Below are 24,300 nucleotides of genomic sequence, written 5' to 3' on the forward strand. Positions count from 1 at the left end.
ACAACATGGAATGGGTTTTCCTGGGGCTGGCGATGCTGCTGGTCGTCGCGAACGGCTTCTTCGTCGCGACGGAGTTCGCCATCGTGAAGATTCGCGCCACGCGCCTCCAGTCCCTGGTGGACGAAGGCACGCCCGGCGCGGGCATGGCGCTGAAGATGGTCACCGAGCTGGACGCGTACCTGTCCGCCACGCAGTTCGGCATCACGCTCGCGTCGCTGGGCCTGGGCTGGCTGGGTGAGCCCGCGTTCGCGCACCTGCTGGAGCCGGTGCTGACGCGCCTGGTGCCGGAGGGGGCCGCGTCCACGCTCGCGCACAGCGCGTCGGTGGTCATCGCCTTCAGCATCATCACGTTCCTGCACATCGTGCTGGGGGAGCTGGCGCCCAAGAGCCTCGCCATCCAGCGCGCGGAGCAGACGACGCTCGCGGTGGCGCTGCCCATGCGCGCGTTCTACTTCCTGTTCTACCCGGCCATCCGCTTCCTCAACTGGCTGGCATCGCTGGTGCTCAAGGCCTTCGGCCTGCACTCGGCCGGCGAGTCGCACGAGGCGACGAGCGAGGACGAGCTGCGCTTCATCCTGCACTCGTCCGCGCAGGCGGGCGCCATCACCACGGCTCGCGCGGAGCTGCTGGAGCGCGCGCTGGAGATGGCGCAGAAGACGGCGCGGCAGGTGATGGTCCCCCGCAACCAGATGCGCTACCTGGACGTGGAGGAGCCGCTCGACAAGAACGTGGTGGACGCGAGAGCGTCCGGGCACACGTGGCTGCCGGTGTGCCGGGGCAACCTCGACGACGTCGAGGGCGTGGTCAACGTGAAGGACCTGTTCTTCCTGCTGTCGCGCGGGGAGCTGCGGAGCCTGTCGCAGGTGCAGCGGCCGGTGCTCTTCATCCCGGAGAACGCGACGCTGGAGCAGCTATTGGCGGAGTTCCGGCGCCGGCGCCGGCAGATCGCCATGGTGGTGGACGAGCACGGCGGCACGTCCGGCCTCGTCACCATCGCGGACGTGGTGGCGGAGGTGGTGGGCGACGTGGCGGAGCTGGGGCGGCGCGTGGAGGAGGTCCGGGCGCTGCCGGGCGGCCGCTTCGAGCTGCCGGGCACCGCGCAGTTGGACGACCTGGAAGCGCAGCTGGACGTGGACTTCGACCTGAGCGACGACGAGAAGGGTGAGGTCACCACCATCGCCGGCTACCTGATGACGAAGCTGGGCCGGGTGCCGGAGAAGGGCGACCACCTCAAGCTCGACATGTGGCGCATCCTCGTGGAGGAGGTGGACGGGCCGCGCGTCGTGCGCGTGACGGTGGAGCCGCAGTCGCGCCCCGTCGCGCCCGGCGGCAGCCGCCCCGCGGAGCCGCCCGTGCCGTCCGGCGAGACGGCGTAGGCGCTGCTGGAAGGCCGGCCCTGTCCGGGGCTCAGCCCTTGGTGGCCCCGGCCTTCTTCTTCGCGCCGCCCTTCAGCGCGGCCGGCTGCACCTTGGCCTTGGGCCGGTCCACCTTGAGCAGCTCCAGGTTGGTTTCGCCGTCGGTCGTCAGCTTGATGATGCCGACGTCGGGCGCGAACCACATCAGGCTCTCCATGGAGCGCCCCTCCGAACCGGGGCGGCTTGCGCGGGCCGTGGTGATGTTCTTGATCTTCAGCGCCTTGAAGGTGCCCCCCTGGACGGTGATCTCCTCCTCGCCCAGCACCGTGGCCTCCTTGTCGAAGGTCGTGGCGATGGTGGGGCGCAGGCCGCCCTTCTTCGCCGGCGGCTGGAGCTTCACCGACAGGCTGTTCTTCCACGTCCCGCCCGGCACCATCACGGACGGGGCCGGCACCGCGGCGCCCTCCGCGTTCACCACCTGCACGTCCATGCCGGACGCGGACAGCAGCGTGCCCTCCAGGCCGCCCAGGCCCGTGCGCACGCCCGTGGCGTCGCAGGTGAGGTCCGTCTGGCCGCTGCGCCCCTTGAGGCTCACCGCCAGCGTGGCCTTCACCGTCCCGTCCGGCGCCGGCACGACGTCCTTCGTCGTCAGGACGAGCTCCGAGGACCGGCCGGCGCGGTACGTCAGCGCCAGACCCTCCTCCATGGGGAACCAGGGGTTCGGACAGGGGGCCGGCGTGGCCGCCACCACCATGTCAGACCGGGGTGCTACCTGGGACGTCGGGGACGCGCCCACGAGGAGCGACAGGGCTAGCAAGGGCTGAAACGTAGGACGCCTCCGGAAAGATGGAATGAAAGGTAGGGTGGGTCGGCTGCTTTGCAAGGGTGGTGCGAGCCTGCTCGCACACCAACCTGTAGCACTGGACGTAGGGTCACGCGGTGCAGTGTCACCCTTGATCACCGGTGGGGTGGCTGGTACTCCTGCCGATCGCTGCGAGGCCGATTTTCCGGCCCCGCGCGTGTTTTCCATCCGCCTCACCGTCGCCTCGTAGGGAGCCCGCTGGCATGCGAATCAAGCGCCTGGACATCACCGGCTTCAAGTCGTTCATGGAGCGGAGCGTCTTCTCGTTCGACGAAGGCGTCACGGGCGTCGTCGGCCCCAACGGGTGTGGCAAATCCAACGTCGTGGACGCCATCCGCTGGGTGATGGGTGAGCAGAGCGCGAAGAACCTGCGCGGCCGGGGGATGGAGGACGTCATCTTCAACGGCTCGGAGAACAAGCCGCCCCTGTCCATGGCGGAGGTGTCGCTCACCTTCCTGGTGGACGACACGGACACGCTGTCGCCGCAGTACCAGGGCTACTCGGAGATCACCGTCACGCGGCGCCTGTTCCGCAACGGCGACTCCGAGTACCTCATCAACAAGACGGTCTGCCGCCTGCTGGACATCACGGAGCTGTTCCTCGGCACGGGCGTGGGCACCAAGGCCTACTCCATCATCGAGCAGGGCCGCGTGGGCCTCATCGTCTCCAGCAAGCCGGAGGACCGCCGGCACCTGCTGGAGGAGGCCGCGGGCGTCACCAAGTACAAGGCCCGCCGCAAGGCCGCCGAGCGCAAGATGGAGGCCACCGAGGCCAACCTCCTGCGCGTCAACGACATCACGGGCGAGCTGGAGAAGCGGCTCGACACGCTGTCGAAGCAGGCGAAGAAGGCGGAGAAGTACCGCAAGCTCAAGGCGCGCATGCGGGAGATTGATCTGCACTCGGCCAGCCACCGCTCGCTGGAGCTGATGGCGGAGAAGCGCGTGCTCCAGTCGCGGCTGGAGAACCTGGGCGGCGAGGAGCGCGAGGGCCTGGACCGGGTGAAGGAGCTGGAGGAGGTCATCACCCGGCGCCGCGTGGAGCTGGACGCGGAAGGGGCGGCGCTCCAGCAGTTCTCCGGAGAGGTGCACGCGCTGGAGAGCGCCGCGCAGCGCGACGCGCAGGAGCTGGCGTACGGCCGGCGCGACTTCGAGGAGACCAGCACCCGCGTGGCGCAGGCGCAGGCGGAGCTGGACGGACTGCTCGCGCGGCAGGCGGAGATGGTGGCGACCATGACGGCCCGCGAGGCGGAGCTGTCGGGCATCGCCGGGTCGTACAAGGAAGACGAAGTGGCCATGGCGGTGGCCCTGGAGGAGCAGCGCCGCGTCTCCGTCCTCCAGACGGAAATCTCGCTGCGCCTGGAGCAGGAGCGGGCCGGGCTGGTCGCCGTGGCCACGCGCCTTGCGAACCACGAGAGCAACCTGACCAACCTGGCGCGCCAGCGCACCGACCTGGAGGCCCGCCGGGCCAAGCTGGCCGGTGAGGTGGAGGCCCTGCGCGCGCAGGAGCAGGAGCTGGACGGCGTGCGCACGCAGGCGGCCCGCCACGTGGAGGACACCCGCCACCTGGCGTCCGAGCTGGCCGAGCGCCGGGGCCAGGAGGAGGAGGCCCTCACCCGCACGCGCGAGGCCTTCACGGAGAACGAGGTCCAGGTCATCGCGCTGCGCGAGGAGCTGAGCGACAAGCGCAGCCGCCTGTCCTCCCTGGAGGACATCCAGAAGAACTACGACGGCTTCGACCGGGGCGTGCGCGCCGTCATGGTGCGCGCGGCGGAGGCGGCCCGGGACCAGGGCATCTTCGGCCTGGTGGCGGATGTGCTCACGGTGACGTCGCCGCGCTACGAGCGCGCGGTGGAGGCCGCCCTGGGCGAGCGGCTCCAGCACGTCATCGTGGACAGCCGCGACAAGGGCCTGGAGCTGGTGGAGTACCTGAAGGGCCACGCGGAAGGGCGGGGCACCTTCCTGCCCGTGCCCACCGGGGACGTGCTCCGCGCCGTGGTGGAGCCGGACCTGTCGCGCCCGGGCGTCCTCGCGCACGCGCTGCGCGAGGTGTCCTGCGAGCCCGCCCTGGAGCCGGTGATGCGGCTGCTCTTGGGCGACGTGGTCATCGTCCAGGACCTGCTCGCCGCCCGCGAGTACGCGGAGGCCACCCCCGTGCCCTGCACGCTGGTGACGCTGGAGGGCGAGGTGTTTCGCGCCGACGGCACCATCACCGGCGGTGAGCGCGAGGGCGCGGCGGTGGGCGCGCTCCAGAAGAAGCGCGAAATCGCGGAGCTGGCGTCCGAAGTGGCCCGCGTGGAGGAGCGCTACAACGAGATCTTGACCCGCCACTACACGCTCCAGAAGCAGATGGGGCAGGCGGAGGCCGTCCTCAAGGGCCTGGGCAAGGAGCAGCACGCGGAGGAGGTCAACCTGGCCAGCCAGGAGAAGGACCTCCACAAGGCGAGCGAGGACCTGTCCAAGGTGCGCGAGCGGCTGCGCGCGCTGGAGGGCGAGGAGGGGCAGCTCGCCCAGAGCCACACCGCGCTCACCAACGAGGAGGAGTCCAGCCGGGGCGAGGTGGCCCACGGCCAGGCGGACCGCGAGGCGCGCGAGGAGCGCGTGCGCCAGTACGCCGGGGAGCTGGAGGGCCTGCGCCAGCGCGCGGACACGGCGGCCTCGGACCTGATGGGCCTGCGCGTGAAGGTGGCCGCCGGCAGCGAGCGCGGCGAGTCCGCGCGCAAGGAGCTGGAGAGCCTGGTGGCGCAGCGCCGGGACATGGAGGCGCGCACCAGCCGCCTGCAGGGTGCGTCCACGGAGGGCCGCGCCAAGGTGGAGGCGCTGGAGCGCCGCCTGGCGGAGCTGGAGGCCACCCGGGAGCAGCGGGCGGAGGAGCACCGCGTGGCCGCGGAGGCCCTGGAGACGCGCCGCGCGGCGTACACCAGCGCCACCGCGGAGGTGCGCGAGCAGGACACGGCCTTCCGCGAGCTGCGCGGCCGGCTGGATGAGCTGATGCAGGGCCTGTCCCAGATTTCGCTGCGCGAGCGCGAAATCGCCCTGGAGCTGGAGCACCTGGCCGCCGGCATCCGCGAGCGCTACCAACTGGAGCTGGCGACGGAGCTGCACCAGTACCACCTGCTGCCCACGCTCTCCGCGGAGGTGGAGGGGGAGCTCAAGGACCTGCGCGCGCAGGTGGAGAAGATGGGGGAGATCAACCTCACCGCCATCGACGAGCACGCGGAGCTGTCCAAGCGCTTCGACTTCCTGTCCGCGCAGCGCCAGGACCTCCAGGCGTCCATCAGCCAGTTGCGCGAGGCCATCGTCCGCATCGACGCGACGAGCCGCGAGCGCTTCAAGCAGACCTTCGACGTGGTGAACGACAAGTTCCAGGCCATCTTCCCGCGCCTGTTCGGCGGCGGCCGGGCCAGCCTCGTGCTCACCCAGGAAGGGCCCAACGGCGAGCCGGGCGTGGAGATCGTCGCCCAGCCGCCGGGCAAGAAGCTCCAGAGCGTGAACCTGCTGTCCGGCGGCGAGAAGGCGCTCACCGCCGTGGCGCTCATCTTCGGCATCTTCCTCATCAAGCCGACGCCCTTCTGCCTCCTGGACGAGGTCGACGCCCCGTTGGATGAAGGCAACGTGGGCCGCTACAACGACATGGTGAAGGAGATGAGCAGCCAGTCGCAGTTCATCCTCATCACCCACAACAAGCGCACCATGGAGATCGCCGACACGCTGTACGGCGTCACCATGGAGGAGCCCGGCATCTCCAAGCTCGTCAGCGTGAAGATGCGCGAGGCCTCCGCGCACAACGACGACAAGGTCCCCGCCGCCTCGTAGCGCGGGGCAGGTGAAGCTGGAAAGAAGACGGGCGCCCCGGGAAGTTCCCCGGAGCGCCCGTTTCATTTCCAGCCGCCCGCTTCACGCGGGCGGCCATGCCCTGCGCCTACTTCTTCTTGGCGGGGGCGTTGTAGCTCTTCTTCGGGCACGCACCCTGGTCCGCGGCCAGACGCTGCTGGGCGGCCGACAGGTCCTTCTGGGTGTTGCTGAGGGCCTCCTGGCTGGCCGTCTCCACCGGGGCCCAGCCCTCCTCCTTGGCCTTCAGCTCCTGCACCAGCGCGAGCGTCGTCTGGTCCACCGTCTCCTGCGCCTTGAGCGCGGACACCCAGGCGGTGGCGGACTCCACCAGCGCGTTGCACTTGGCGGACAGCTCGTCGAAGAGCCGGTAGTCCTTCGTCTTCGAGTACTTCTGCACGACGGCGTCATACGTATCCGCCGCGTTGGTGCGCGCGCCGAAGGAGATGGCGGACGCGGCGGCGGACTGGGTGCGCGCCAGCTCCAACTGGAAGAAGCGCAGCTCCGGCGGCAGGCTGGCGGAGGCCTCCACCGGGGCCTGGGAGTTGAAGAACACGAAGCGGTAGGGGAACTTCAGCTCGGTGCTGGACTTCGCGGGCGTCGCCGCGACCTTCGCCTGCAGGCACGAGGCGAGCTGGTCGCCCTCGGTGCTGCCGGAGGGCTTGAAGACGACCTCCGCGGGGTTGCCCTGGCCCTTCATGATGTGGATGTCGGCGGCCAGCACCGGCGGCGTGGAGGCCTTGAAGCCGTTGAAGCACTCGCACCAGCTCTTCTCCGCCAGGCGCACCGTGCCGGAGAAGTCAGAGCCGTCGTTGATGCCCATCGTGACGGAGGGGTTGTTGGCGTTGGAGTGGTCGAAGTCGTACGTGGCCTCCACCGGCTTGGCGTCCGCCGCCAGCGGCGCGGGCTTCACGCGCGTGTCCAGCACCTGCTGGATGCACTGCTGGCCGGCCGGGCTGAGGTTCTCCCCGGTGATGGCGTGCGTGCCGCCCTGGGCGTTGACGGTCGTCTTCACCGTCACCTTGGTGCTGGCCGCGGGGCCGCGGTTCGCGGGGTCCACCAGGCACTCCAGCACGTTCGGGCGGACGCTCAGGAGCGCGCCCACGAGGACGCCCTCGTTCGCGGGGGAGGGCAGCTCCTGGTCGCGCGGGAAGCAGGACGCCAGGTCGAACGGAGGCTGGTTGGTGATGCGCAGGCGCTCCTCCTTCGACAGCGGCTTCTGACCATCGGCGGGGGCGTCACCGGTCTTCTGCGTACCGGCACAGGCGGCGGTGAGGATGACGGAGGCAACGGCGAGACGTCGCATCATGGTGAGGGGTTCTCCCGGTTTGGAGCGTGTGGGGACTGGGACTGCGCAGGGGCACTCACTTCTCCAGGCCCTCGGCGTTCTTGAGGTCCTTGAGACGAAGCCCGTTCTTCTTCAACAGACGGTAGAGACTCTGCATGGAGAGGCCCGTGCGCTGCTCGGCGGCCTTCATGTCGAAGGCCACCTCGCGCATGATCTCCGCGAAGTACAGGCGCTCGAAGTCCGCGAGCACCCGGTCCTTCGCCTCGTGGTACGGCATGCCGCTGACGATGGCGGCCACGTTGGTGGCGGGCTCGGCCCCCTCCGCGCGCTTGGGCGTGTGCGCCAGGAAGTCCAGCCAGCTGGTGTTGCCCGTCTCCTGCATGAGGGCGCCGCGCTCCAGCACGTTGCGCAGCTCGCGCACGTTGCCCGGCCAGTCGTAGCCTTCGAAGAGCGCGAGCGTCTGCGGCGTCAGCTCCAGCGCCGCCTTCATGCCGCGCGACAGGGCCTGCGACAGGGTGGGGATGTCGTCGCGCCGGGTGCGCAGGGGCGGCAGCCGCACGCGCGCCACCGCGAGCCGGAAGTAGAGGTCCGCGCGGAAGCGGCCCTGGCGCACGTCCTCCTCCAGGTTGCGGTGCGTGGAGGCGATGACGCGCACGTCCACCGCCACGGGCTGGCCGTCCAGCGACGGCACCTCGCGTGTCTCCAGCACGCGCAGCAGCTTGCCCTGCACGGACAGGGGCAGCTCGCCCACTTCATCCAGGAAGAGGGTGCCGCCGCGCGCCGCCTCGAAGATGCCGCGCGCGCCCTTGTCCTCGTGCTCCCCGGCGCGCAGCCCGCCGAACAGCTCGCGCTCCGCCTTCTCCTCGGAGATGAGGTTGCAGTCGACGACCTTGAAGGCCCCGTGGCGGCGCAGCGAGTGCTGGTGCACCGCGCGGGCGGCCAGCTCCTTGCCGGTGCCCGTCTCGCCTTCGAGCAGCAGGTTCATGTCCTCGCGCGCGATGCGGCGCAGCTCCGTGAACACCCAGCGCATCTTCTCCGAGCTGCCCACCAGCTGCCCGAAGGACTCCGTGCCGGTGACCTCCACCTCCGTCGCGCGGGCGGCCAGCTTCACCGCGAGCTTCGTCTTGCCCAGCTCCATCTTGTCGCCGCTGGTGACGAAGGCCTGGAGCACCCGGCGGCCATCGAGGAACGTGCCGTTGCGGCTGCCCAGGTCGCGCAGCAGCAGGCCCTGCGGCAGCCGCTCCACCTCCAGGTGACGGCGGCTCACCGTCGGGTCGCTCAGCACCAGGTCCCCCGCGGCGTCGGAGCCCACGCGGACCAGGGAGTCCCGGGTGGTGACCTTCTTGCCCTTGTCCGGACCCCCCACCACCTCCACCGTCCACTCATGGAGGGGAACGCGCGTGGACTGCCCTTCGCGCTCCGCCTGGACGGTTTCCGTGACATCCGGTCTGTCAATCATGATCCCTGACCCCTCGTCGCACGGGTCGCGGGGGGCAGAAGCACCCCTCCCCGCCCTCGTCCCGCCTGTTTAGGGGGGACTGGACACAGGGGGCAAGAGGAAGAAGTGGCCTCGGAATCGTCCGTTGAAGGTGAAGACAGAAGGGCGGCGGCCCCGCGCCCCACCGGGGACGTCGTGTCGCCTCCCTCCGTGCCCGTGCGCGTCAGTACTTCGCGGGTGCGTCGCTCGCGGGGAACGACTCCTTGGACTGCTCATCCACGGAGTCGTCATCCGGGCCGCCGCCGGACCTGACGCTGGCGTTCGTCGGGCTCCGCACCTCGCGCGCCGAGCCCGCCTTGCCCTTGCCCTTCGCGGGCGCGCGGCCGGTGCCGGCCTGCGCGTTCACCATGCGCGCGCCCAGCAGGTTCTTGGCGCGCTCGGCCAGGTTGCGCTGCTCGTCCTGCCAGTCGCGGAACAGCTGCGCCAGCTCCTGGTCGCCCGCGGCCTCCGCGTCGCGCAGGTACTGCTCGCTCACCGACGCGCCCTTGAGCAGGTGGTAGAGCGTGCTGATGAGGTCGTGGTGCTCGTCCCGGGTGCCCGTGGTTTCCTGTCCGCCCGCCATGTGTTCCTCCCGTGAGATGGGTGGATGCTCCATGGCGGGAAGGTAGGCACGGCGGCGGGCGACGACGCCCCCAAGCCGGGGCCCGGTCGCCCGCCTGCCCTCAGGCGCTCAGCATCGGGTCCAGCTTCTTCTGCTTGTCCAGCTCCGCCAGGTCGGAGTACCCGCCCACGTGCGTGTCCCCGATGAAGATCTGCGGCACGGTGCGCTGGCCGCCGCTCATCTCCACCAGCTTCGCGCGCGCGTCGTCGTCCCCGGTGACGTCCACCTCGGTGTAGTCCACGCCCTTGCGCTTGAGCAGGTCCTTCGCGCGCACGCAAAAGCCACAATAGGTCGTCGTGTAGATCTTCACGGGCTTCACGGAATCCTCCTTCAAGGGCTGTGAGTCCTACGTCGTTCCAGATGCCAAAAGTAAGGGCCGGTTGCGCGGCACGCCACGCCAGCGGGGCGTGCCTGGCCCCTTGAAACACGACGGCCCCCGGAACCCGAAAAGGGTGCCGGAGGCCACCGGGCTCAACCGATTCCCATCCCCGTGGAACGAAGGGGAGGGGAGGGCGACTACATGCCCATGCCGCCCATACCGCCCATGCCGCCCATGCCGCCCATGCCGCCACCGCCGCCGCCGCCCTTGTCGTCGTCCGCCTTCGGACGCTCGGCGACCATGGCCTCCGTGGTCAGCATCAGCGAGGCGACCGACGCGGCGTTCTGCAGCGCGGTGCGGCTCACCTTGGCCGGGTCGATGACGCCCGCGGCCAGCAGGTCCTCGTAGGTCCCGGTCGCGGCGTTGAAGCCGTAGGCGCCCGTGCCCTCCTTGACCTTGTTCACCACCACGCTGCCCTCCAGGCCGCCGTTGCCGACGATCTGACGCAGGGGCTCCTCGACGGAGCGGCGGATGATGTCCACGCCGGACTTCTCACCGTCCAGCAGCTTCAGGCCGTCCAGCGCCTTGAGGCAGCGGATGTAGGCGACGCCGCCGCCGGGCACCACGCCCTCCTCGACGGCCGCGCGGGTCGCGTTGAGCGCGTCCTCCACGCGGGCCTTCTTCTCCTTCATCTCCGTCTCGGTCGCGGCGCCCACGTTGATGACGGCCACGCCGCCCACGAGCTTCGCCAGGCGCTCCTGGAGCTTCTCGCGGTCGTAGTCGCTGGAGGTGTCCTCCACCTGCGTGCGGATCTGCTTCACGCGCGCTTCGATGGTCTCCTGCTTGCCCGCGCCGTCGACGATGGTGGTGTTGTCCTTGTCGATGGTGATGCGCTTGGCGCGGCCCAGCTGGTTGATGGTCAGCGTGTCCAGCTTGATGCCCAGGTCCTCGGCGATCATCTCACCGCCGGTGAGCGTCGCGATGTCCTCGAGCATGGCCTTGCGGCGGTCGCCGAAGCCCGGCGCCTTCACGGCGGCCACGTTCAGCACGCCGCGGATCTTGTTCACCACCAGGGTGGCCAGGGCCTCGCCCTCCACTTCCTCGGCGATGATCAGCAGGGGCTTACCGGCGCGCGCCACCTGCTCCAGGATGGGGAGCAGGTCCTTCATCGACGAGATCTTCTTCTCGTGGATGAGGATGAGCGGGTCCTGCAGGACGACTTCCATGCGCTCCGGATCCGTCACGAAGTACGGGGACAGGTAGCCACGGTCGAACTGCATGCCCTCGACGACGTCCAGGGTGGTCTCCAGGCCCTTGGCCTCTTCGACCGTGATGACGCCCTCCTTGCCGACCTTCTCCATCGCGTCCGCGATGATCTGGCCGATGGTGGTGTCACCGTTCGCGGAGATGGTGCCGACCTGGGCGATCTCCTTGTTGCCCTTGGTCGGCTTCGCCAGGACCTTCAGCTCGGCCGTGATGGCCGCGACGGCCTTGTCGATGCCGCGCTTGATGTCCATCGGGTTGTGGCCCGCGGCGACCAGCTTCGCGCCCTCGCGGAAGATGGCCTGCGCCAGCACGGTGGCCGTCGTGGTGCCGTCACCGGCCACGTCGGAGGTCTTGGACGCGACCTCCTTGACCATCTGCGCGCCCATGTTCTCGAACTTGTTCTCCAGTTCGATTTCCTTCGCCACCGTCACGCCGTCCTTCGTGATGGTGGGGGAGCCGAAGCTCTTCTCGATGACGACGTTGCGGCCCTTGGGCCCCAGGGTCACCTTGACCGCGTCGGCCAGGATGTTCACGCCGCGCAAAATGGCGTCGCGCGCGCGCACTTCAAAAATGATGTCTTTCGCCATGGTCTGAATCCTCTAGAAGTGGAAGGTGGAAAAGGGTGCGGCGGGCTTCACTTCTCGATGATGCCCAGCACGTCCTCTTCGCGGAGGATCAGGTGATCCTCGCCGTCCAGCTTGATCTCCGTGCCCGCGTACTTGCTGAAGAGGATGGTGTCGCCGGCCTTGATGTCCATGGCGCGCACCTTGCCGTCCTCCAGCACCTTGCCGTTACCGACGGCGACGACCTTGCCCTCGAGGGGCTTCTCCTTGGCCGTGTCGGGGATGAAGAGGCCGCCCTTGGTCTTGTTCTCCTCGGCGACGCGCTTGATGATGAGCCGATCCTGCAGGGGACGAATCTTCATGGCTTGCTCCTGTGAACCACGGTCTGGCGGGCCGGATGGGGTCCGGTCCGGGAGGCCGCTGGGGTTGAAAAAGGGCCTGATGGCCGCCGGCTTTGGCACTCGCACCTCGTGAGTGCTAACGCCAGGTCGCGGCGGATAATAACCAGGGACTTCACCTCGTCAAGCGACGTCGGTCCTTGGGTGGGTGTGCCGCTAAACACCCGTCCCGCCTGCACTTTTCCCGGAAGATTCCCCACCCGCCACGCCTGCCCGGCAGGGCACCTCCGCTGTCGTCGGGTTGGCACTCGCCTGGGCCGAGTGCCAGCGTAAGTCCTTGATAAGACTTGGGGACGCTTTGCCGGCGCGGGACGACGTGACTACGCTTGCTCGCAGAGCCCCCTGGAGGTCGTGGGCGACTTCCAGGCACCCTCGGGAGGTGTGGTCGATGAGCGGACTGGTGACGTCCTCTTCCTCGCTGAAGGAGTTCTTCCGGGACCTGCTGCTGGAAGTCACGGCCCGGCAGCGGGTGGCCCTGAACGCGTCCACCGAGTTCTACCTGGTGAACCTGCTGGCGGAGTTCGCGGCCTCGGACAAGCTGTTCAGCCGTGACGCGGAAGGCCGGCGGGAGCATGAGCCCCTGGCGGAGCTGTACCACCGCGCGCTGCAGCAGGAGCGCGAGGAGCGCATCCGCACGCTGCGGCGGCTGGGCGACGTGTCGCTCTACAAGGTGGGCTTCTTCTCCGGCGCGCTGCAGCAGGGGATGGTGGGCCCGGACTACTACATCCAGATGGGCGGGGCCGCGTATGGCCAGGTGGCGGAGCTGGTGCCCGCGGGCGGCTTCACCGGCGTGTACCGGGAGCTGTGCGACAAGTTCCGTTCGCTGGCGGAGGTGCTGGAGGAGATCAGCGCCCGGGGGCTGGTGAGCGCGGGGCCCGCGGGGGCGCTGCGCGTCTACGAGTCCTGGGTGCGCACCGGCAGCGACAAGCTGGAGCGCGTGCTGGTGGACGCCGGCTGGGTGCCGCGCAAGGGGCCGCTTGCGAACTGACGCGGAGCAACCCCCCGTGCTGGTGGGGCGGCTGCAGGCGCACCTGGAGGCCATCTACGGCTTCCGGTGCGAGGCCCGCGCGGAGTCCTTCGTGGTGGGCTCGGAGGCCGCCGCGCTCCTGGGCGGCACCGGGCGCGCGCCGGAGGAGCTGCTGGTGCTGGAGGCCCAGGGCGGCCTGGAGCTGGCGCTCTACCTGTCCCCGGCGCTGCTGGCCCGCCTGGAGCGCTACGACGCGAGCCCCGTGGGCTCCGTGCTGGATGGCGACCTGGACGGCTACTGCCAGGTGACGGAGGGGGTCAGCCACTTCCTCTACGTCGCGCACACGGCGCACTACGAGCGCACGGTGTCGCTGCTGGAGCTGGAGGCCCAGGCGGAGGTGGACAAGTTCGTGGTGTGCCTGCTGCACCGCTGGGGCGAGGGCGTCGTCGGGTGGGCCCGGGAGCTGCTCCAGCGCCTCTTTGATCGCGTGGCGTACCAGCCCCGGCTGTCGGCGGAGGAGCGCTGGCGCTACGAGGAGGCGAACCGCGTGTCCCGCCGCTTCTGCGCGCGGCTGATGGAGCACGTCGTGGGCCGGCGGTTGGATCGGCTCCTCGGCGACCTGCGTTATGCGTACCGTCTGGGCGCGGAGGCCAAGCTGCGCCACTTCGCGCACGGCGGTTGATGGCCCGGCCGCCGTCCGCTTCGGGTAGGGTGGGGCCATGCCGCGCGAGGCATCCTCAGGAGGCATCGTCATCCGGGCCAGCAGCGCCGGCACCTGGGAGGTGGTGGTCATCCGTCCGCACGGACGTCACCTGTGGGCGCTGCCCAAGGGACACGTGGACCCGGGGGAGACGCCGGAGCAGACGGCCCACCGCGAGGTGCGGGAGGAGACGGGCCTGTCCGTGGCGCTGCTCGCGCCGCTGGGGGAGATCCGCTACGTCTACCAGTTCCGGGGGCAGCGCATCTTCAAGCGCGTCCACTTCTTCCTCTTCCGCTACGAGGCGGGGGAACTGGGGCCGCTGCCGGGGCCGCGCGTGGAGGTGGACGAGGTGCGCTGGCTGCCCCTGGAAGGGCTCATCCCCGCGCTGGGCTACAAGGGGGAGAAGGCCGTCGCCGGCCGGGCGCTGCGCTGGATGCGCGCCCAGGGCCTGGCGTCCTCGGCCTCTTCCGCGCCCGGAGCCCCTCCCCTGACGGGGGAGGGAACCGGGGTGAAGCGGGAAGGCTGAAGCCTACTTCTTGGCTTCCTCGGCGGTGTACTTGCCGGAGAGCGCCTCGCGCACGTCGCGGTCGAACTTCACGCGCTGGGTGGCGACCTCGCGCAGCGCGAGCACGGGCGGCTTGTTCTTGGACGTCTCCAGGATGGGCCGGGCGCCGGCCATCAGCTGGCGCGCGCGCTTGGCGCCCAGCAGCACCAGCGCGAACCGGTTGTCCACGTACGGGAGGCAGTCTTCAACGGTAACGCGAGCCATGGAACATCCTTCTTGGCGTGGGAGCCGGTGGAAGCCTCTGAACCTAAAGAGCACCCCCGGGCGAGTCAAGGAAGGATGGTGCGCCCCTCCGCCGCCCACCAGCCGACGCTCCCAGCCCCCTGTTGTTCGCTAACCCACGTCTGATTCTCAACTTCCGGAATTTGAGATGGGAGCCCTCAACGGATCGCCGGAGGTGCGTTTTCCGAGGGAGGAATGGGACGCCAGGGTGGGTCCCGGTCGCCCCCATGTGCCCCGGGATTCCCGGGGGTGGGGTTCACGAGAGGAGGTCCCGCATGAGCGCAGTGGAGTCCTGCGGCGCCGGCCATCCCCGGTGCGTGTCGGGCGGGTGGGGGGCGTCATGGAGGGGGAGGCCGTGAACGGGCCGGTGCTGGTGACGGGGCCCACGGGCAACGTGGGGCGGGCGGTGGTGCGGGCGCTCCTGGCGGAGGGGGTGGCGGTGCGGGCGGCGGTGAAGTCGCCGGAGCACACCGTGGCGCTCCTCAAGGAGATGGACGGGGACGTGACGCCGGTGCCGCTGGACTTCCTGCGCCCGGAGACGTTCCTGCCCGCGCTGGAGGGCGTGCGCGGCGTGTTCCTGATGCGTCCGCCGGCCATCGCCCACGCGGAAGGCACCCTCAACGCCTTCGTGGACGCGGCCGTCACGCAGGGCGTGAAGCAGGTGGTGTTCCTGTCCATGGCGGGCGCGGAGCGCAGCGCGTGGGCGCCGCACCACGCGGTGGAGGAGCACCTGAAGCGCTCGGCGCTGGGGTGGACGCTCCTGCGCCCGGCCTTCTTCGCGCAGAACCTGGGGGACGCGTACCGCGAGGACATCCGCCAGGACGGCCGGCTCTACATGCCCGCGGGCCACGGCAAGGTGGCCTTCGTGGACGTGCGCGACGTGGGCGAGGTGGCGGCGCGGGCGATGCTGGACACGTCCCTGCGAAACCGCGCGTTCACGCTCACCGGCCTGGAGGCGGTGACGTTCGACGAGGTGGCGTCGGTGCTGTCGGAGGTGCTGGGCCGGCCCATCCGCTACGTGCCCGCGTCGGTGCCCGGCTACGTGCGCCACCTGCACCAGCGGCGGCTGTCCTGGGGCCAGCTGGGCATGCAGACGCTGATGCACGTGGGGCTGCGCTTCGGCAAGGCGGAGCAGGTGGACCCCACGCTCACGAACCTCCTGGGGCGCCCCACGCGCACGGTGCGCCAGTACATCGAGGACCACGCACCGCTGTGGCGCTGAGCCGCGTCAGGTGTACCAGAGCGCCCACAGGATGAGGGCGCCCTGCAGCGGCAGCCGCAGCCAGAGCAGCGCCCTGGGAATCTTCCGGAACTGCTCCGGGTGCAGCGCCATGTGCAGGTTCGCGGGGAACACCGCCACGAACAGCGCGACGAGCCCCCAGGCGGCCAGCCGCGTCGTCTGGGGCACCACCAGCAGCACGCCGAGCAGCACCTCCGCCACGCCGCTGAGCAGCACCAGCTCCCGGGGGTACGGGAGGTAGGGCGGCATGATGCTCATGAACATGCGCGGCTTGCGGAAGTGGGCCACCCCCGCGACGACCATGAACAGCGCGAGCACGAACTGGAGGAGGAGCTTCACGGTCATGGCTACTTTCCGGCGAAGGCCTCCCCGACGATGGCGCGCGCCTCCTGGACGATGGTGTCCAGGTGCGCCTGGTCGCGGAAGCTCTCCGCGTAGATTTTGTAGACGTCCTCGGTGCCGGAGGGGCGCGCGGCGAACCAGCCGTTCTCCGTCGTCACCTTGAGGCCGCCCAGGTCCGCGTCGTTGCCCGGGGCGCGCGTGAGGCGCTGCGTGATGGGCTCGCCCGCCAGCGACGTGGCCTTCACCGCGTCGGGCGACAGCTTCTTGAGCACGGCCTTCTGCGCGGGCGTGGCCGGCGCGTCGATGCGCGTGTACAGCGGCGCGCCGAACTTCTGGGCCAGCTCCTGGTAGTGCTCGCCGGGGTCCTTGCCGGTGCGCGCCAGGATTTCGGCCGCGAGCAGGTCCAGGATGATGCCGTCCTTGTCGGTGGTCCACACGGTGCCGTCGGTGCGCAGGAAGGACGCGCCCGCGCTTTCCTCGCCGCCGAAGCCCAGCGAGCCGTCCAGCAGCCCGTCCACGAACCACTTGAAGCCCACCGGCACCTCCACCACGCGGCGGCCCAGGTCCTTCGCCACGCGGTCGATGAGGCTGCTGCTCACCAGCGTCTTGCCCACCGCCGCGTCCTGCTTCCAGCCCGGGCGGTTGCGGAACAGGTAGCCGATGGAGACGGCCAGGTAGTGGTTGGGGTTCATCAGCCCCTGGCTGCGGGTGACGATGCCGTGGCGGTCGGAGTCCGTGTCGTTGCCGAACGCCAGCGCGTACTTGTCCTTGAGCTGCACCAGGTTCGCCATCGCGTACGGCGACGAGCAGTCCATGCGGATCTTCCCGTCATGGTCCGCGGGCATGAAGCCGAACGTGGGGTCCACCTTGCGGTTCACCACGGAGATCGACAGCTTGTAGCGATCCGCGATGGGGTCCCAGTAGTCCAGGTTGGAGCCGCCCAGCGGATCCGCGCCCAGCTTCAGCTTCGCGTCCCGGATGGCGTCCACGTCCACCACGTTCGCCAGGTCCTTGACGTACGGGGTGATGAAGTCGTGCTCCTTCACCGTGCTGCTGCCGCGCGCCTTCTCGTAGGTGACGCGGCGGACGTCCTTGTTGCCGGCGGCCATCAGCTCATTGGCGCGGCGCTCCACCAGGGACGTGACGGTGGTGTCGGCGGGGCCGCCGTTGGGCGGGTTGTACTTGATGCCGCCATCCTCCGGCGGGTTGTGGGACGGGGTGATGACGATGCCGTCCGCGAGCCCGCTCGTGCGGCCCCGGTTGTACGTGAGGATGGCGTGGGAGATGACTGGCGTGGGCGTGGCGCCGTCGGTGTAGCGCACCTCGACGCCGTGGGCGGCGAGCACCTCCAGGGTGGTGCGCTGGGCGGGCTCGGAGAGGGCGTGGGTGTCCATGGCCAGGAACAGCGGGCCGTCGTAGCCCTGCTGCTTGCGGTACTCGCACAGGGCCTGCGCCACCGCGAGGATGTGCGCTTCGTTGAAGCTCCGGCGCGCGGCGCTTCCGCGGTGGCCGGAGGTGCCGAAGGCGACGCGCTGCTCGGCGACGGACGAGTCCGGCACGTCGGAGGCGTACTGCCTGCGCAGCTTCTCGGGGTTGATCAGCAGGTCACGCGAAAGGGGCTTGCCAGCGGAGGGATGGGCCATGACCGGGCCACACTAGCCGTGCGCGCCCTGGGATGGGGAGGCGAAGTCACGCCCCCTGTCCATCCCCGCACCCGGCCCGCGCGCTTCGTCCAATAGCGGGCGGGAGCGCGTATCGGCCGGACGGGGGGCGCGCGTCCGGTAGCCGTCAGCGGGCCACGGCGACGGAGGCCGTGGGGGCCGTGGGCGGCATGGCCTCCGGGGCGGGGGGCTCGTCCTCCACGGGTTGGGCCGCGTGCTCGGGCAGGAACGTCAGCAGCACCAGCGCGGGGATGGCCGCCGCCGCGGTGAAGGCGAAGAACGTGGGCCACCCCATCCACGTGGCCAGGTAGCCGGACACTGAACCGATGAGCCGGTTGGCGATGGTGCCCAGCGCGGACAGCAGCGCGTACTGCGTGGCGCTGAAGCTCTTGTGGCACAGCGACATCACGAAGGCCGCGAACGCCGTCACGCCCAGGCCCGTGCACACGTTGTCCACGGTGATGGCGGCCGCGAGCATCAGGTCGTTCTTGCCCACCAGCGCCAGCGCCAGGAAGGCCAGGTTGGTGAGGCCCTGCGCGGCGCCGAAGATGAAGAGCGCGCGGCGCATGCTGAGCTTCACCATCAGCACGCCGCCCAGCAGGCCGCCGCCGATGGTGGCGAGCATGCCCAGCGTCTTGCTGAGCGCGCCAATCTCCGTGTTGGAGAACCCGAGCTCGATGTAGAACGGCGTCACCATGCTGGCGGCGATGGCGTCCCCCAGCTTGTAGAGCACCAGGAACGCGAGCACGCCCAGCGCGTACTCGCGCCGGAAGTAGTCCACGAAGGGCTTCACCACCGCGTCCAGCAGGTTGCGCGGAGGCCGCACGCTCTGGGGCTCCGGGGCAAGCAACGTGGCCACCACGCCCACGCCCATGAGCAGGCCCATCACGTAGTACGTCCTGGACCAGCCAAGCTGATCCGACAGGACGAACGCGAGTCCACCCGCGACGAGCATGCCCAGCCGGTAGCCGGTGACGTACAGGGAGTTGCCCAGCCCGCGCTCCTCCAGGGTGAGGATGTCCGTGCGCCACGCGTCCGCGACGATGTCCTGGCTGGCGGACAGGAACGTCACCACCACCGCCATGCACGCCATCGCGATGGGGGCGTCCTTCGGGTTGACGAGCCCCATGGCGGCGATGGCGCCCATGAGCAGCACCTGCGTCAGCAGCATCCACCCGCGCCGCCGGCCCAGGAAGGGCAGGGTGTAGCGGTCCATCAGCGGCGCCCACAGCACCTTGAACGTGTAGGGCAGCGCCACGAGGCTGAAGATGCCGATGGTCTTGAGGTTCACCCCCTCGTTCTTCATCCACGCGGACAGCGTGACCCCGGTCAGCCACAGGGGGAGGCCGGACGCGAAGCCGACGGCCATCAGGAGCCAGATGCGCCGGCTCTTCAAGACGGTGAGAAGCGAGGAATTGGGCATGGAGGGCGCGGGAGAACAGCCGCCAGCATAGAGAATCCGTCCCGCGCGTCACCTGCCAACGGCCAGGGAATGTCCGCCCGGCTGCTGTCCGGGCACCGGCCCGGGCGGTTTTCGCTACGGCCCCAGCGCGGACACGTCCGGGCAGGAGGCCGCGTCTCCCTCGGTGGGGTTGAGGAAGTCCCAGTTGCGCTGGAGGAAGGTGATGCGCGTCGCCGCGTCCCAGCACTCGGTGTACTTCGCGCCCTTCGCGTCGCCCTCCAGGATGGTCAGCACCAGCTTGCCCCGCCCATCCGGCGTCCAGCGCGCCAGGATGTCCAGCGTCTCCAGGGGCCCGCCGGGGATCAGCTCCTGGCCCGGCAGCCGGAAGGCCATCTCCCCCAGCCCCTCCGGCACCTGGCGCGACGCATAGCGCGTGAGCGGCAGCGCTGCCCCCGCGCCCGTGAAGAGCAGCTCCACGCTCGTGGGCCGCGCCTTCGTCTGGTAGCGGATGTCCAGCCGGTCCAGCGCGGTCGCCTCGCGCGTGTCGAAGCCGTTCGCGCGCGCCGCCTTCAGGTCCAGCGCGAGCGCGCCCGTGCCCTTGCGGATGCCGCCGTCCGCCTTGAAGGTGCCGGGCAGGTAGGTCCACCACCCGTCCTCGCCCGCGCCCCGGGGGCGGAACTGGAGGCGGTAGGCGAAGTCGGTGCCCTGGCGCTCCATCACGAGCCGCAGCTCGTGGCCGGGGTGGTCGTCCGCGGGGAAGGGGCCCCAGATGCGGCGGTCGGTCTCGCGCATGGTGGGGGGCAGTCCGCGGAACAGCTCCAGCAGGGTGAGCAGGGCGTCCACGCTGGCGTTGAACTGCGTGCCCACTTCGTAGGCCTGGACCGCGAGCGCGGACGTGCCGCCCAGCACCTGGAAGGCCAGTCCGTTCCTGCGCGTGCCGGTTCCCTGGCCGGTGCGCGTGGCGGAGTCCGGCAGCATCGCGGCCAGGTCCTTTCGCTGGGGCAGGGCGTTCTGGAACTCCAGGTCGTCGTTGGAGAAGTCGCCGCCGCACGCGACCGCGAGGAGGCAGAGGAGGGCAAGAACCCGGTTTCGCATCGCGTGCTCCCTCATGGCGCGTACGTGAGGAGCGCCGCCAGTTCCCAGTAGCCCAGGGACCGCTGCGCATCGACGGTGTATTGGAGGTACTGCGCCCGACCCCGGGTGGTGAGGTGGAGCCGGCGCGTGAGCTGGAATCTGGCGCCGGCCACCAGGCCCGGTGACACCATGGCGAAGCGTTGATCCGGGAACGCCGCGTCCTCGAACTGGCGGCCCAGGATGAGGTACGCCAGCCGGCCGCCCACGAACGGTGAGACGCGGCCCAGGGGCCACTCGGTGGTGAGGCTCGTTCCCAGGTTCACCACGGAGTAGCGGTACGCGGGCCCCGCGAGCGTGGGCAGCGCGAGGACGCTGCGCGTGCCGCCCATGGAGGCGTCGAAGCCCCAGACCCAGTCGCGCCGGAAGTAGTCGTGCAGCTCGGCCTCCGCGCCGAACAGCGGCACGGAGAGGAAGAGCGACTGGCGCGTGGCCGCGTCGAAGAAGGACTGGTAGCCGCCCGTGAGGCCGAAGGCCCACCACGCGTCCTGACCCCTGCCGGCGCCCTTCACGGGGTCGTCGGAGAAGGGAGCGTCCTTGAGGCGCGGCTCCTCCAGCACCGTGGTCCGTCCGCGAGCCACCTCCACGTCACCGATGCGCAGCCTGTCGCTGAGCCGGCGCTTCACGCGGTAGGTGCCGGGGGCCAGGGCCACGCGGCGCTCCGTGTCCGCGGTCTTGTCCAGCTCCGCGACCACCAGTCCGCCCGGATCCACGAAGTAGTAGGCGCCCGCGGGCGCATGGCCGGGGACTACGAGTCCCTCGGCGCTCGCGCGCAGGTCGGTGAGGACCAGGTCTCCGTTGCCCGCCAGGTCGTAGCTGAACGTGGGGTGCTGCGGGCCGGCGCTGCTGTCGGCGGTGTCCGCGACGGTGCGGGCGTAGGCGTGCGAATACGCCTCGAAGAGCGTCACCCGACCGTCGCCGCTGCGGTCCGCGTCGCCGAGCAGGCCGCTCGCCAGGTGGTGGGAGAAGTAGCTGCCGCCCAGCGCGTCCGACTCCTGCGAGTCCTCGTCCGCCGCGCTGGAGGTGAGGATGACGACGCCCCGGGCATCGCGGGCGGCGCCGGACTCCACGTCGAACGCGGGCGCCCTGCGAGCGCCCTTGGTCCGCGTGAGCGCGCCGGAGCGGCACGAATCCAGGATGGCGATGCGGATGTCCACGGCCGCATCCGCCAGCCGGCGCTTGAGCGCGTCGAAGGCGAGCCGCGAGTCACCCAGGCGCAGGGCTCCGTCCTTCGCGTGGCCGGAGTAGTAGACGAACAGCGCGGTGCGCTCCCCGCGCGTCCGGGCCGCGCGCGCCCGCTGCTCCAGCTCCGACAGGGCGGTGAGGAAGTCCTTCGCGTCGTCGTCCAGGAGGAGCTTCGCGTCGGACGGGGCCACGCCGCCCAGTCGCGTGAGCAGGTCGTGCATCTTGCGCGCATCGTCACGCGCGTAGCTCAGGGGCCGGGTGTCACTGCCCCCCGTGTCGTTGCCGGCGATGAGCGCGAAGCGGCGCAGCGTGTCCGCGTGCGCGGCGGTGGACAGCAGCGCGAACGCGAGCGCCAGCCCTCCCGCCCAGGCACGGGCCGGGACGAGGACCGCGGGCGCCAGGACGCGAAGCCCCGCGGGCCGTGCTGGCTTGGGAGCGCCACGCTGCACGGGCAGGTCGCTCATGGCTTGAGCAGGATCCACTGGGTCTGCTCGCCCGCGACGTCCAGTGGGGCCATGCGCGTGACATCCCGTCCGGCCGCCGCGAAGGACCTCCGCGCCGCGTCGCTCAGGGCGTCCATCGACACGGGCGCATCCGTCAGCACCAGCACCACGCGCTCCGCACCCGCGCCGGTGAACTCCACGCTCTCCGGCAACCAGTGCTGCCCCGCGCCCGGCTCCACCGCGAGGCTGTCCCCCGACTCCGGATACAGCGGCGTCACCTCGCCTTGCGCATCCACCGACAGCGCCGCCACGTAGCGGTGCGACGCTGGCGTGTAGCCCAGCCGCACGCGCTCACCGGGCCGCAGGGCCTCCGGCGCGTCCACGCTCGCCACGCGCTGTGGTTCCACACCGCCACCGATGCGAAGCTCCGCGCCCGCGCCGCCCTTGAGCCGGTTGCCCGTCACGGGCCGCGCCACCGTGCCGGACGCCCCACCGGTCTCCAGCAGCGGACGCGCCAGCACCAGCACGAAGACGGAGGCCGCCACCACCATCAGCGGCCTTGCCCATGCGGTCCGCTTCCCGGGCTCCGCCGAAGCCCTGGCCTGCCGGGCCAGCGAGCGCTCCACGCCCGCCTCGAAGCGCTCGAAGGGCACCTCCGCCTCGAACGCGGTCTGCTCCTCCGACAAGGACCGGAGCACGGCACCACACGCCTCGCACGCGTCGGCATGTTCCCGGGCGCGCAGGGCCTCCGGGGCGGGAAGCTCGCCGACGCGCAGGCGGCGCAATGTCCAGTTCGACTCGTGCGCGCTCATCGGACGTTCAGCTCCTCTCCACCCAGCCGTGCGAACTGCTCCAGCCGCTTGCGCACCGTGGGCACCGAACGCCCCAGCACCGCGGCCACCTCTTCCAGCGTCATCCCGTCCACGTGGTAGTGGATGGCCGCCGCCTGCGTCTCCGCGTCCACCCGCGCCAGCAGCTTGCGCACCAGGTCCCGCGTCTCCATCGCCTCCGCGCCACCGTGGCCCTCCGAACGGGCCGCCTCGTCCCGGGCGAACCACCGCCGCCACGCCGCCCCTTCCGAGCGCAGCTGGTTGAGACAGTGGTGCGTGGCGATCTTCATCAACCAGGTGAGCGGAGAGGCCTCCGCGCGGAACGAATCCCCGTGCACCAGCGCGCGGGCGAAGACGTCCTGCATCGCGTCCTCGGCCCGGCTCGCGTCCTTCAGCAGGTAGCGGCAGCGCTCCCGCACGCTGCCGCCGTACTTCACATACAAGTCGCGCAGGACGGCCCGCCGGTCCTGTTCAGGCCGGGGGGGCACCACCTTCAGGGCCAGCGGGGTTGGTCCGGTCACGTGCGGCGGGAGTCTACCGCGAGGCGCCTCACAGCGACGAGTACACCGCCGAGGTGAAGCTGCCGCAGGCCGTCTCCTCGCGGCCGTACCCCAGGGGCACGTCCGCGGCGAACTGGAAGTAGGTGCTCAGGAAGTTGGCGTCCCAGCACTCGTTGAAGGTGGCCGGAGCCTTCAGGTCGCCCTCCGACACCCGGACGTCCGCGCGGCCCGCGCCCGTCGCCGTCCAGCGGCTCTTGATGCTCACCCGCTCCAGCGCGGTGCGCTGCGAGTCCTTGTCGATGTCCTGACGGAACGCGAAGTCGAGCTCGCCGCCCGTGGACGTGGCCTTGTAGCGGTAGTCCCCGTCCATGCGCCGCTCCGGGTTCTTCTCGTCGCGCACCTGGCGGAAGTCCGCCTCCACCGTCGTCTCCGCCGTGGCGTTCAGGCGCGAGTAGCGGATCTCCGCCGTGCCCACGGTCTTCGGGTCCGCATCCGGCAGGCCGTGCGCCGCGTCCCAGTCGATGAACAGCTCGCCGGAGCCGTAGCCCCGCTGACGCTCGCCGTCCGCGTCCACCGTCACCGTCTGCGCGCCGGACAGCACCGCCTTGAAGGCGCTGTCCGGGTCCACCTTCGCCTTGCCGTCCAGCACCCAGGAGAACGACGCGTCCCCTGACTTCGTCACCGTCAGGCGCCACGTCGTGGGACTCAGCGCGTCCGTGTGCGGCCCCCACACGGCCTTGTTCTCCTCCAGCGTCGTCGGCGGGTGCTTGACGATCTGCTCGATGAGGGTGAGCACCCATGCCGTGCCGCCATTGACCGTCACCGCCGCGTTCACCGTCGCCTGGTAGTACTCGGACTTCTGTCCCTGGCCGAACATCGCGGAGGGGCCGCTCGACGTCAGGCCCTGACCGTCCTCCTTCGGCGCCTTCACCTGCATCATCTCCTTGGAGGGAAGGCCGTCCCGGAACGTGTCCTCGGAGGACCCGGCGTCGTCGCCGCAACCGGAGGCGAACAGCAGGGAGGCGGCACACAGCAGGCTCTTGCGCAGCATGGTGGGGTGTCCTTTCAGGGCCCGGCGTGCGGGCCGTGCGGCAGGGACTTCGCTCCCATGGACACAGGCCGTGCGAAAAACAGA

Annotated in this window: 22 protein-coding genes; 6 read left to right on the forward strand and 16 right to left on the reverse strand. The window is 70.5% G+C overall.

All coding sequences use genetic code 11. The features are described from left to right. Positions 1-5: 5 nt before the first annotated feature. The gene (locus OV207_RS08035; RefSeq protein ID WP_193348131.1) at positions 6-1,376 is read left to right on the forward strand and encodes a hemolysin family protein; all 1,371 of its coding nucleotides are present in this window, start codon (positions 6-8) and stop codon (positions 1,374-1,376) included. A 31-nt stretch (positions 1,377-1,407) separates the two neighbouring features. On the opposite strand, the gene OV207_RS08040 is transcribed toward OV207_RS08035, so the two are convergent. Next, positions 1,408-2,061, reverse strand: coding sequence for a hypothetical protein (locus OV207_RS08040; protein WP_267553943.1), 654 nt, complete (start codon positions 2,059-2,061; stop codon positions 1,408-1,410). Positions 2,062-2,420: 359 nt separating this feature from the next. Here OV207_RS08040 and smc point away from each other — a divergent pair, with 359 nt between their 5' ends. Beyond that, positions 2,421-6,029: a chromosome segregation protein SMC gene (gene smc / locus OV207_RS08045; RefSeq protein WP_267553944.1), complete on the forward strand. Its 3,609-nt coding sequence runs from the start codon at positions 2,421-2,423 to the stop codon at positions 6,027-6,029. 106 nt (positions 6,030-6,135) lie between these two features. Here smc and OV207_RS08050 read toward each other — a convergent pair whose 3' ends face one another. The 6 genes from OV207_RS08050 to groES form a co-directional block, all read right to left on the reverse strand. After that, the gene (locus OV207_RS08050; protein WP_193348134.1) at positions 6,136-7,353 is read right to left on the reverse strand and encodes a hypothetical protein; all 1,218 of its coding nucleotides are present in this window, start codon (positions 7,351-7,353) and stop codon (positions 6,136-6,138) included. Between the two features lie 55 nt (positions 7,354-7,408). Beyond that, positions 7,409-8,791 carry a sigma 54-interacting transcriptional regulator gene (locus OV207_RS08055; RefSeq protein WP_267553947.1) on the reverse strand — a complete coding sequence of 461 codons (1,383 nt, stop codon included), beginning with the start codon at positions 8,789-8,791 and terminating at the stop codon, positions 7,409-7,411. 202 nt (positions 8,792-8,993) lie between these two features. Further along, positions 8,994-9,392, reverse strand: coding sequence for a hypothetical protein (locus OV207_RS08060; RefSeq protein ID WP_267553949.1), 399 nt, complete (start codon positions 9,390-9,392; stop codon positions 8,994-8,996). A gap of 100 nt (positions 9,393-9,492) precedes the next feature. After that, the gene (gene grxC / locus OV207_RS08065; protein ID WP_193348137.1) at positions 9,493-9,750 is read right to left on the reverse strand and encodes a glutaredoxin 3; all 258 of its coding nucleotides are present in this window, start codon (positions 9,748-9,750) and stop codon (positions 9,493-9,495) included. A gap of 197 nt (positions 9,751-9,947) precedes the next feature. Continuing rightward, positions 9,948-11,603, reverse strand: a complete 1,656-nt coding sequence (gene groL, locus OV207_RS08070; RefSeq protein ID WP_193348138.1) for a chaperonin GroEL — start codon at positions 11,601-11,603, stop codon at positions 9,948-9,950. A 47-nt stretch (positions 11,604-11,650) separates the two neighbouring features. Then, positions 11,651-11,941, reverse strand: a complete 291-nt coding sequence (groES, locus tag OV207_RS08075) for a co-chaperone GroES (RefSeq protein ID WP_120600169.1) — start codon at positions 11,939-11,941, stop codon at positions 11,651-11,653. Between the two features lie 424 nt (positions 11,942-12,365). On the opposite strand from groES, the gene OV207_RS08080 reads away from it, so the two are divergent. The 3 genes from OV207_RS08080 to OV207_RS08090 are packed head-to-tail and all read left to right on the forward strand — an operon-like array spanning position 12,366 to position 14,170. Then, entirely contained in the window at positions 12,366-12,965 is a 600-nt protein-coding gene (locus OV207_RS08080; RefSeq protein ID WP_193348139.1) for a hypothetical protein, read from the forward strand. Between the two features lie 19 nt (positions 12,966-12,984). Then, entirely contained in the window at positions 12,985-13,626 is a 642-nt protein-coding gene (locus tag OV207_RS08085) for a hypothetical protein (protein WP_193348241.1), read from the forward strand. A 37-nt stretch (positions 13,627-13,663) separates the two neighbouring features. Next, positions 13,664-14,170 carry an NUDIX hydrolase gene (locus OV207_RS08090; protein WP_193348140.1) on the forward strand — a complete coding sequence of 169 codons (507 nt, stop codon included), beginning with the start codon at positions 13,664-13,666 and terminating at the stop codon, positions 14,168-14,170. Positions 14,171-14,173: 3 nt separating this feature from the next. On the opposite strand, the gene rpoZ is transcribed toward OV207_RS08090, so the two are convergent. Next, the gene (gene rpoZ / locus OV207_RS08095; RefSeq protein WP_120531319.1) at positions 14,174-14,413 is read right to left on the reverse strand and encodes a DNA-directed RNA polymerase subunit omega; all 240 of its coding nucleotides are present in this window, start codon (positions 14,411-14,413) and stop codon (positions 14,174-14,176) included. Positions 14,414-14,771: 358 nt separating this feature from the next. Between rpoZ and OV207_RS08100 the strand changes: the two genes are divergently transcribed. Beyond that, positions 14,772-15,653, forward strand: coding sequence for an SDR family oxidoreductase (locus OV207_RS08100; RefSeq protein WP_227027043.1), 882 nt, complete (start codon positions 14,772-14,774; stop codon positions 15,651-15,653). Positions 15,654-15,659: 6 nt separating this feature from the next. Here the strand turns inward: OV207_RS08100 and OV207_RS08105 are convergent, their stop codons facing one another. From OV207_RS08105 to OV207_RS08140, 8 genes are all read right to left on the reverse strand, one after another. Further along, entirely contained in the window at positions 15,660-16,016 is a 357-nt protein-coding gene (locus OV207_RS08105; RefSeq protein ID WP_267553956.1) for a DoxX family protein, read from the reverse strand. Positions 16,017-16,018: 2 nt separating this feature from the next. After that, on the reverse strand, positions 16,019-17,656 hold the full coding sequence (gene pgm, locus OV207_RS08110; RefSeq protein ID WP_267553957.1) for a phosphoglucomutase (alpha-D-glucose-1,6-bisphosphate-dependent): 1,638 nt from the start codon (positions 17,654-17,656) through the stop codon (positions 16,019-16,021). 145 nt (positions 17,657-17,801) lie between these two features. Beyond that, entirely contained in the window at positions 17,802-19,097 is a 1,296-nt protein-coding gene (locus OV207_RS08115) for an AmpG family muropeptide MFS transporter (protein WP_267553959.1), read from the reverse strand. A gap of 114 nt (positions 19,098-19,211) precedes the next feature. Continuing rightward, positions 19,212-20,171, reverse strand: coding sequence for a hypothetical protein (locus OV207_RS08120; RefSeq protein WP_267553961.1), 960 nt, complete (start codon positions 20,169-20,171; stop codon positions 19,212-19,214). Between the two features lie 11 nt (positions 20,172-20,182). Continuing rightward, the gene (locus OV207_RS08125) at positions 20,183-21,856 is read right to left on the reverse strand and encodes a caspase family protein (protein ID WP_267553963.1); all 1,674 of its coding nucleotides are present in this window, start codon (positions 21,854-21,856) and stop codon (positions 20,183-20,185) included. Next, a complete protein-coding gene (locus OV207_RS08130) occupies positions 21,853-22,647 on the reverse strand; it encodes a DUF4384 domain-containing protein (protein ID WP_267553965.1) in 795 nt (264 codons plus the stop codon). Before OV207_RS08130 ends, OV207_RS08125 begins: the two co-directional genes overlap by 4 nt. After that, a complete protein-coding gene (locus tag OV207_RS08135) occupies positions 22,644-23,186 on the reverse strand; it encodes an RNA polymerase sigma factor (protein WP_267553966.1) in 543 nt (180 codons plus the stop codon). Before OV207_RS08135 ends, OV207_RS08130 begins: the two co-directional genes overlap by 4 nt. 28 nt (positions 23,187-23,214) lie before the next feature. Continuing rightward, positions 23,215-24,216, reverse strand: coding sequence for a hypothetical protein (locus tag OV207_RS08140; RefSeq protein ID WP_267553967.1), 1,002 nt, complete (start codon positions 24,214-24,216; stop codon positions 23,215-23,217). Positions 24,217-24,300 lie beyond the last annotated feature (84 nt).

The sequence above is a fragment of the Corallococcus sp. BB11-1 genome (assembly GCF_026626625.1).
Lineage (GTDB): Bacteria > Myxococcota > Myxococcia > Myxococcales > Myxococcaceae > Corallococcus > Corallococcus soli.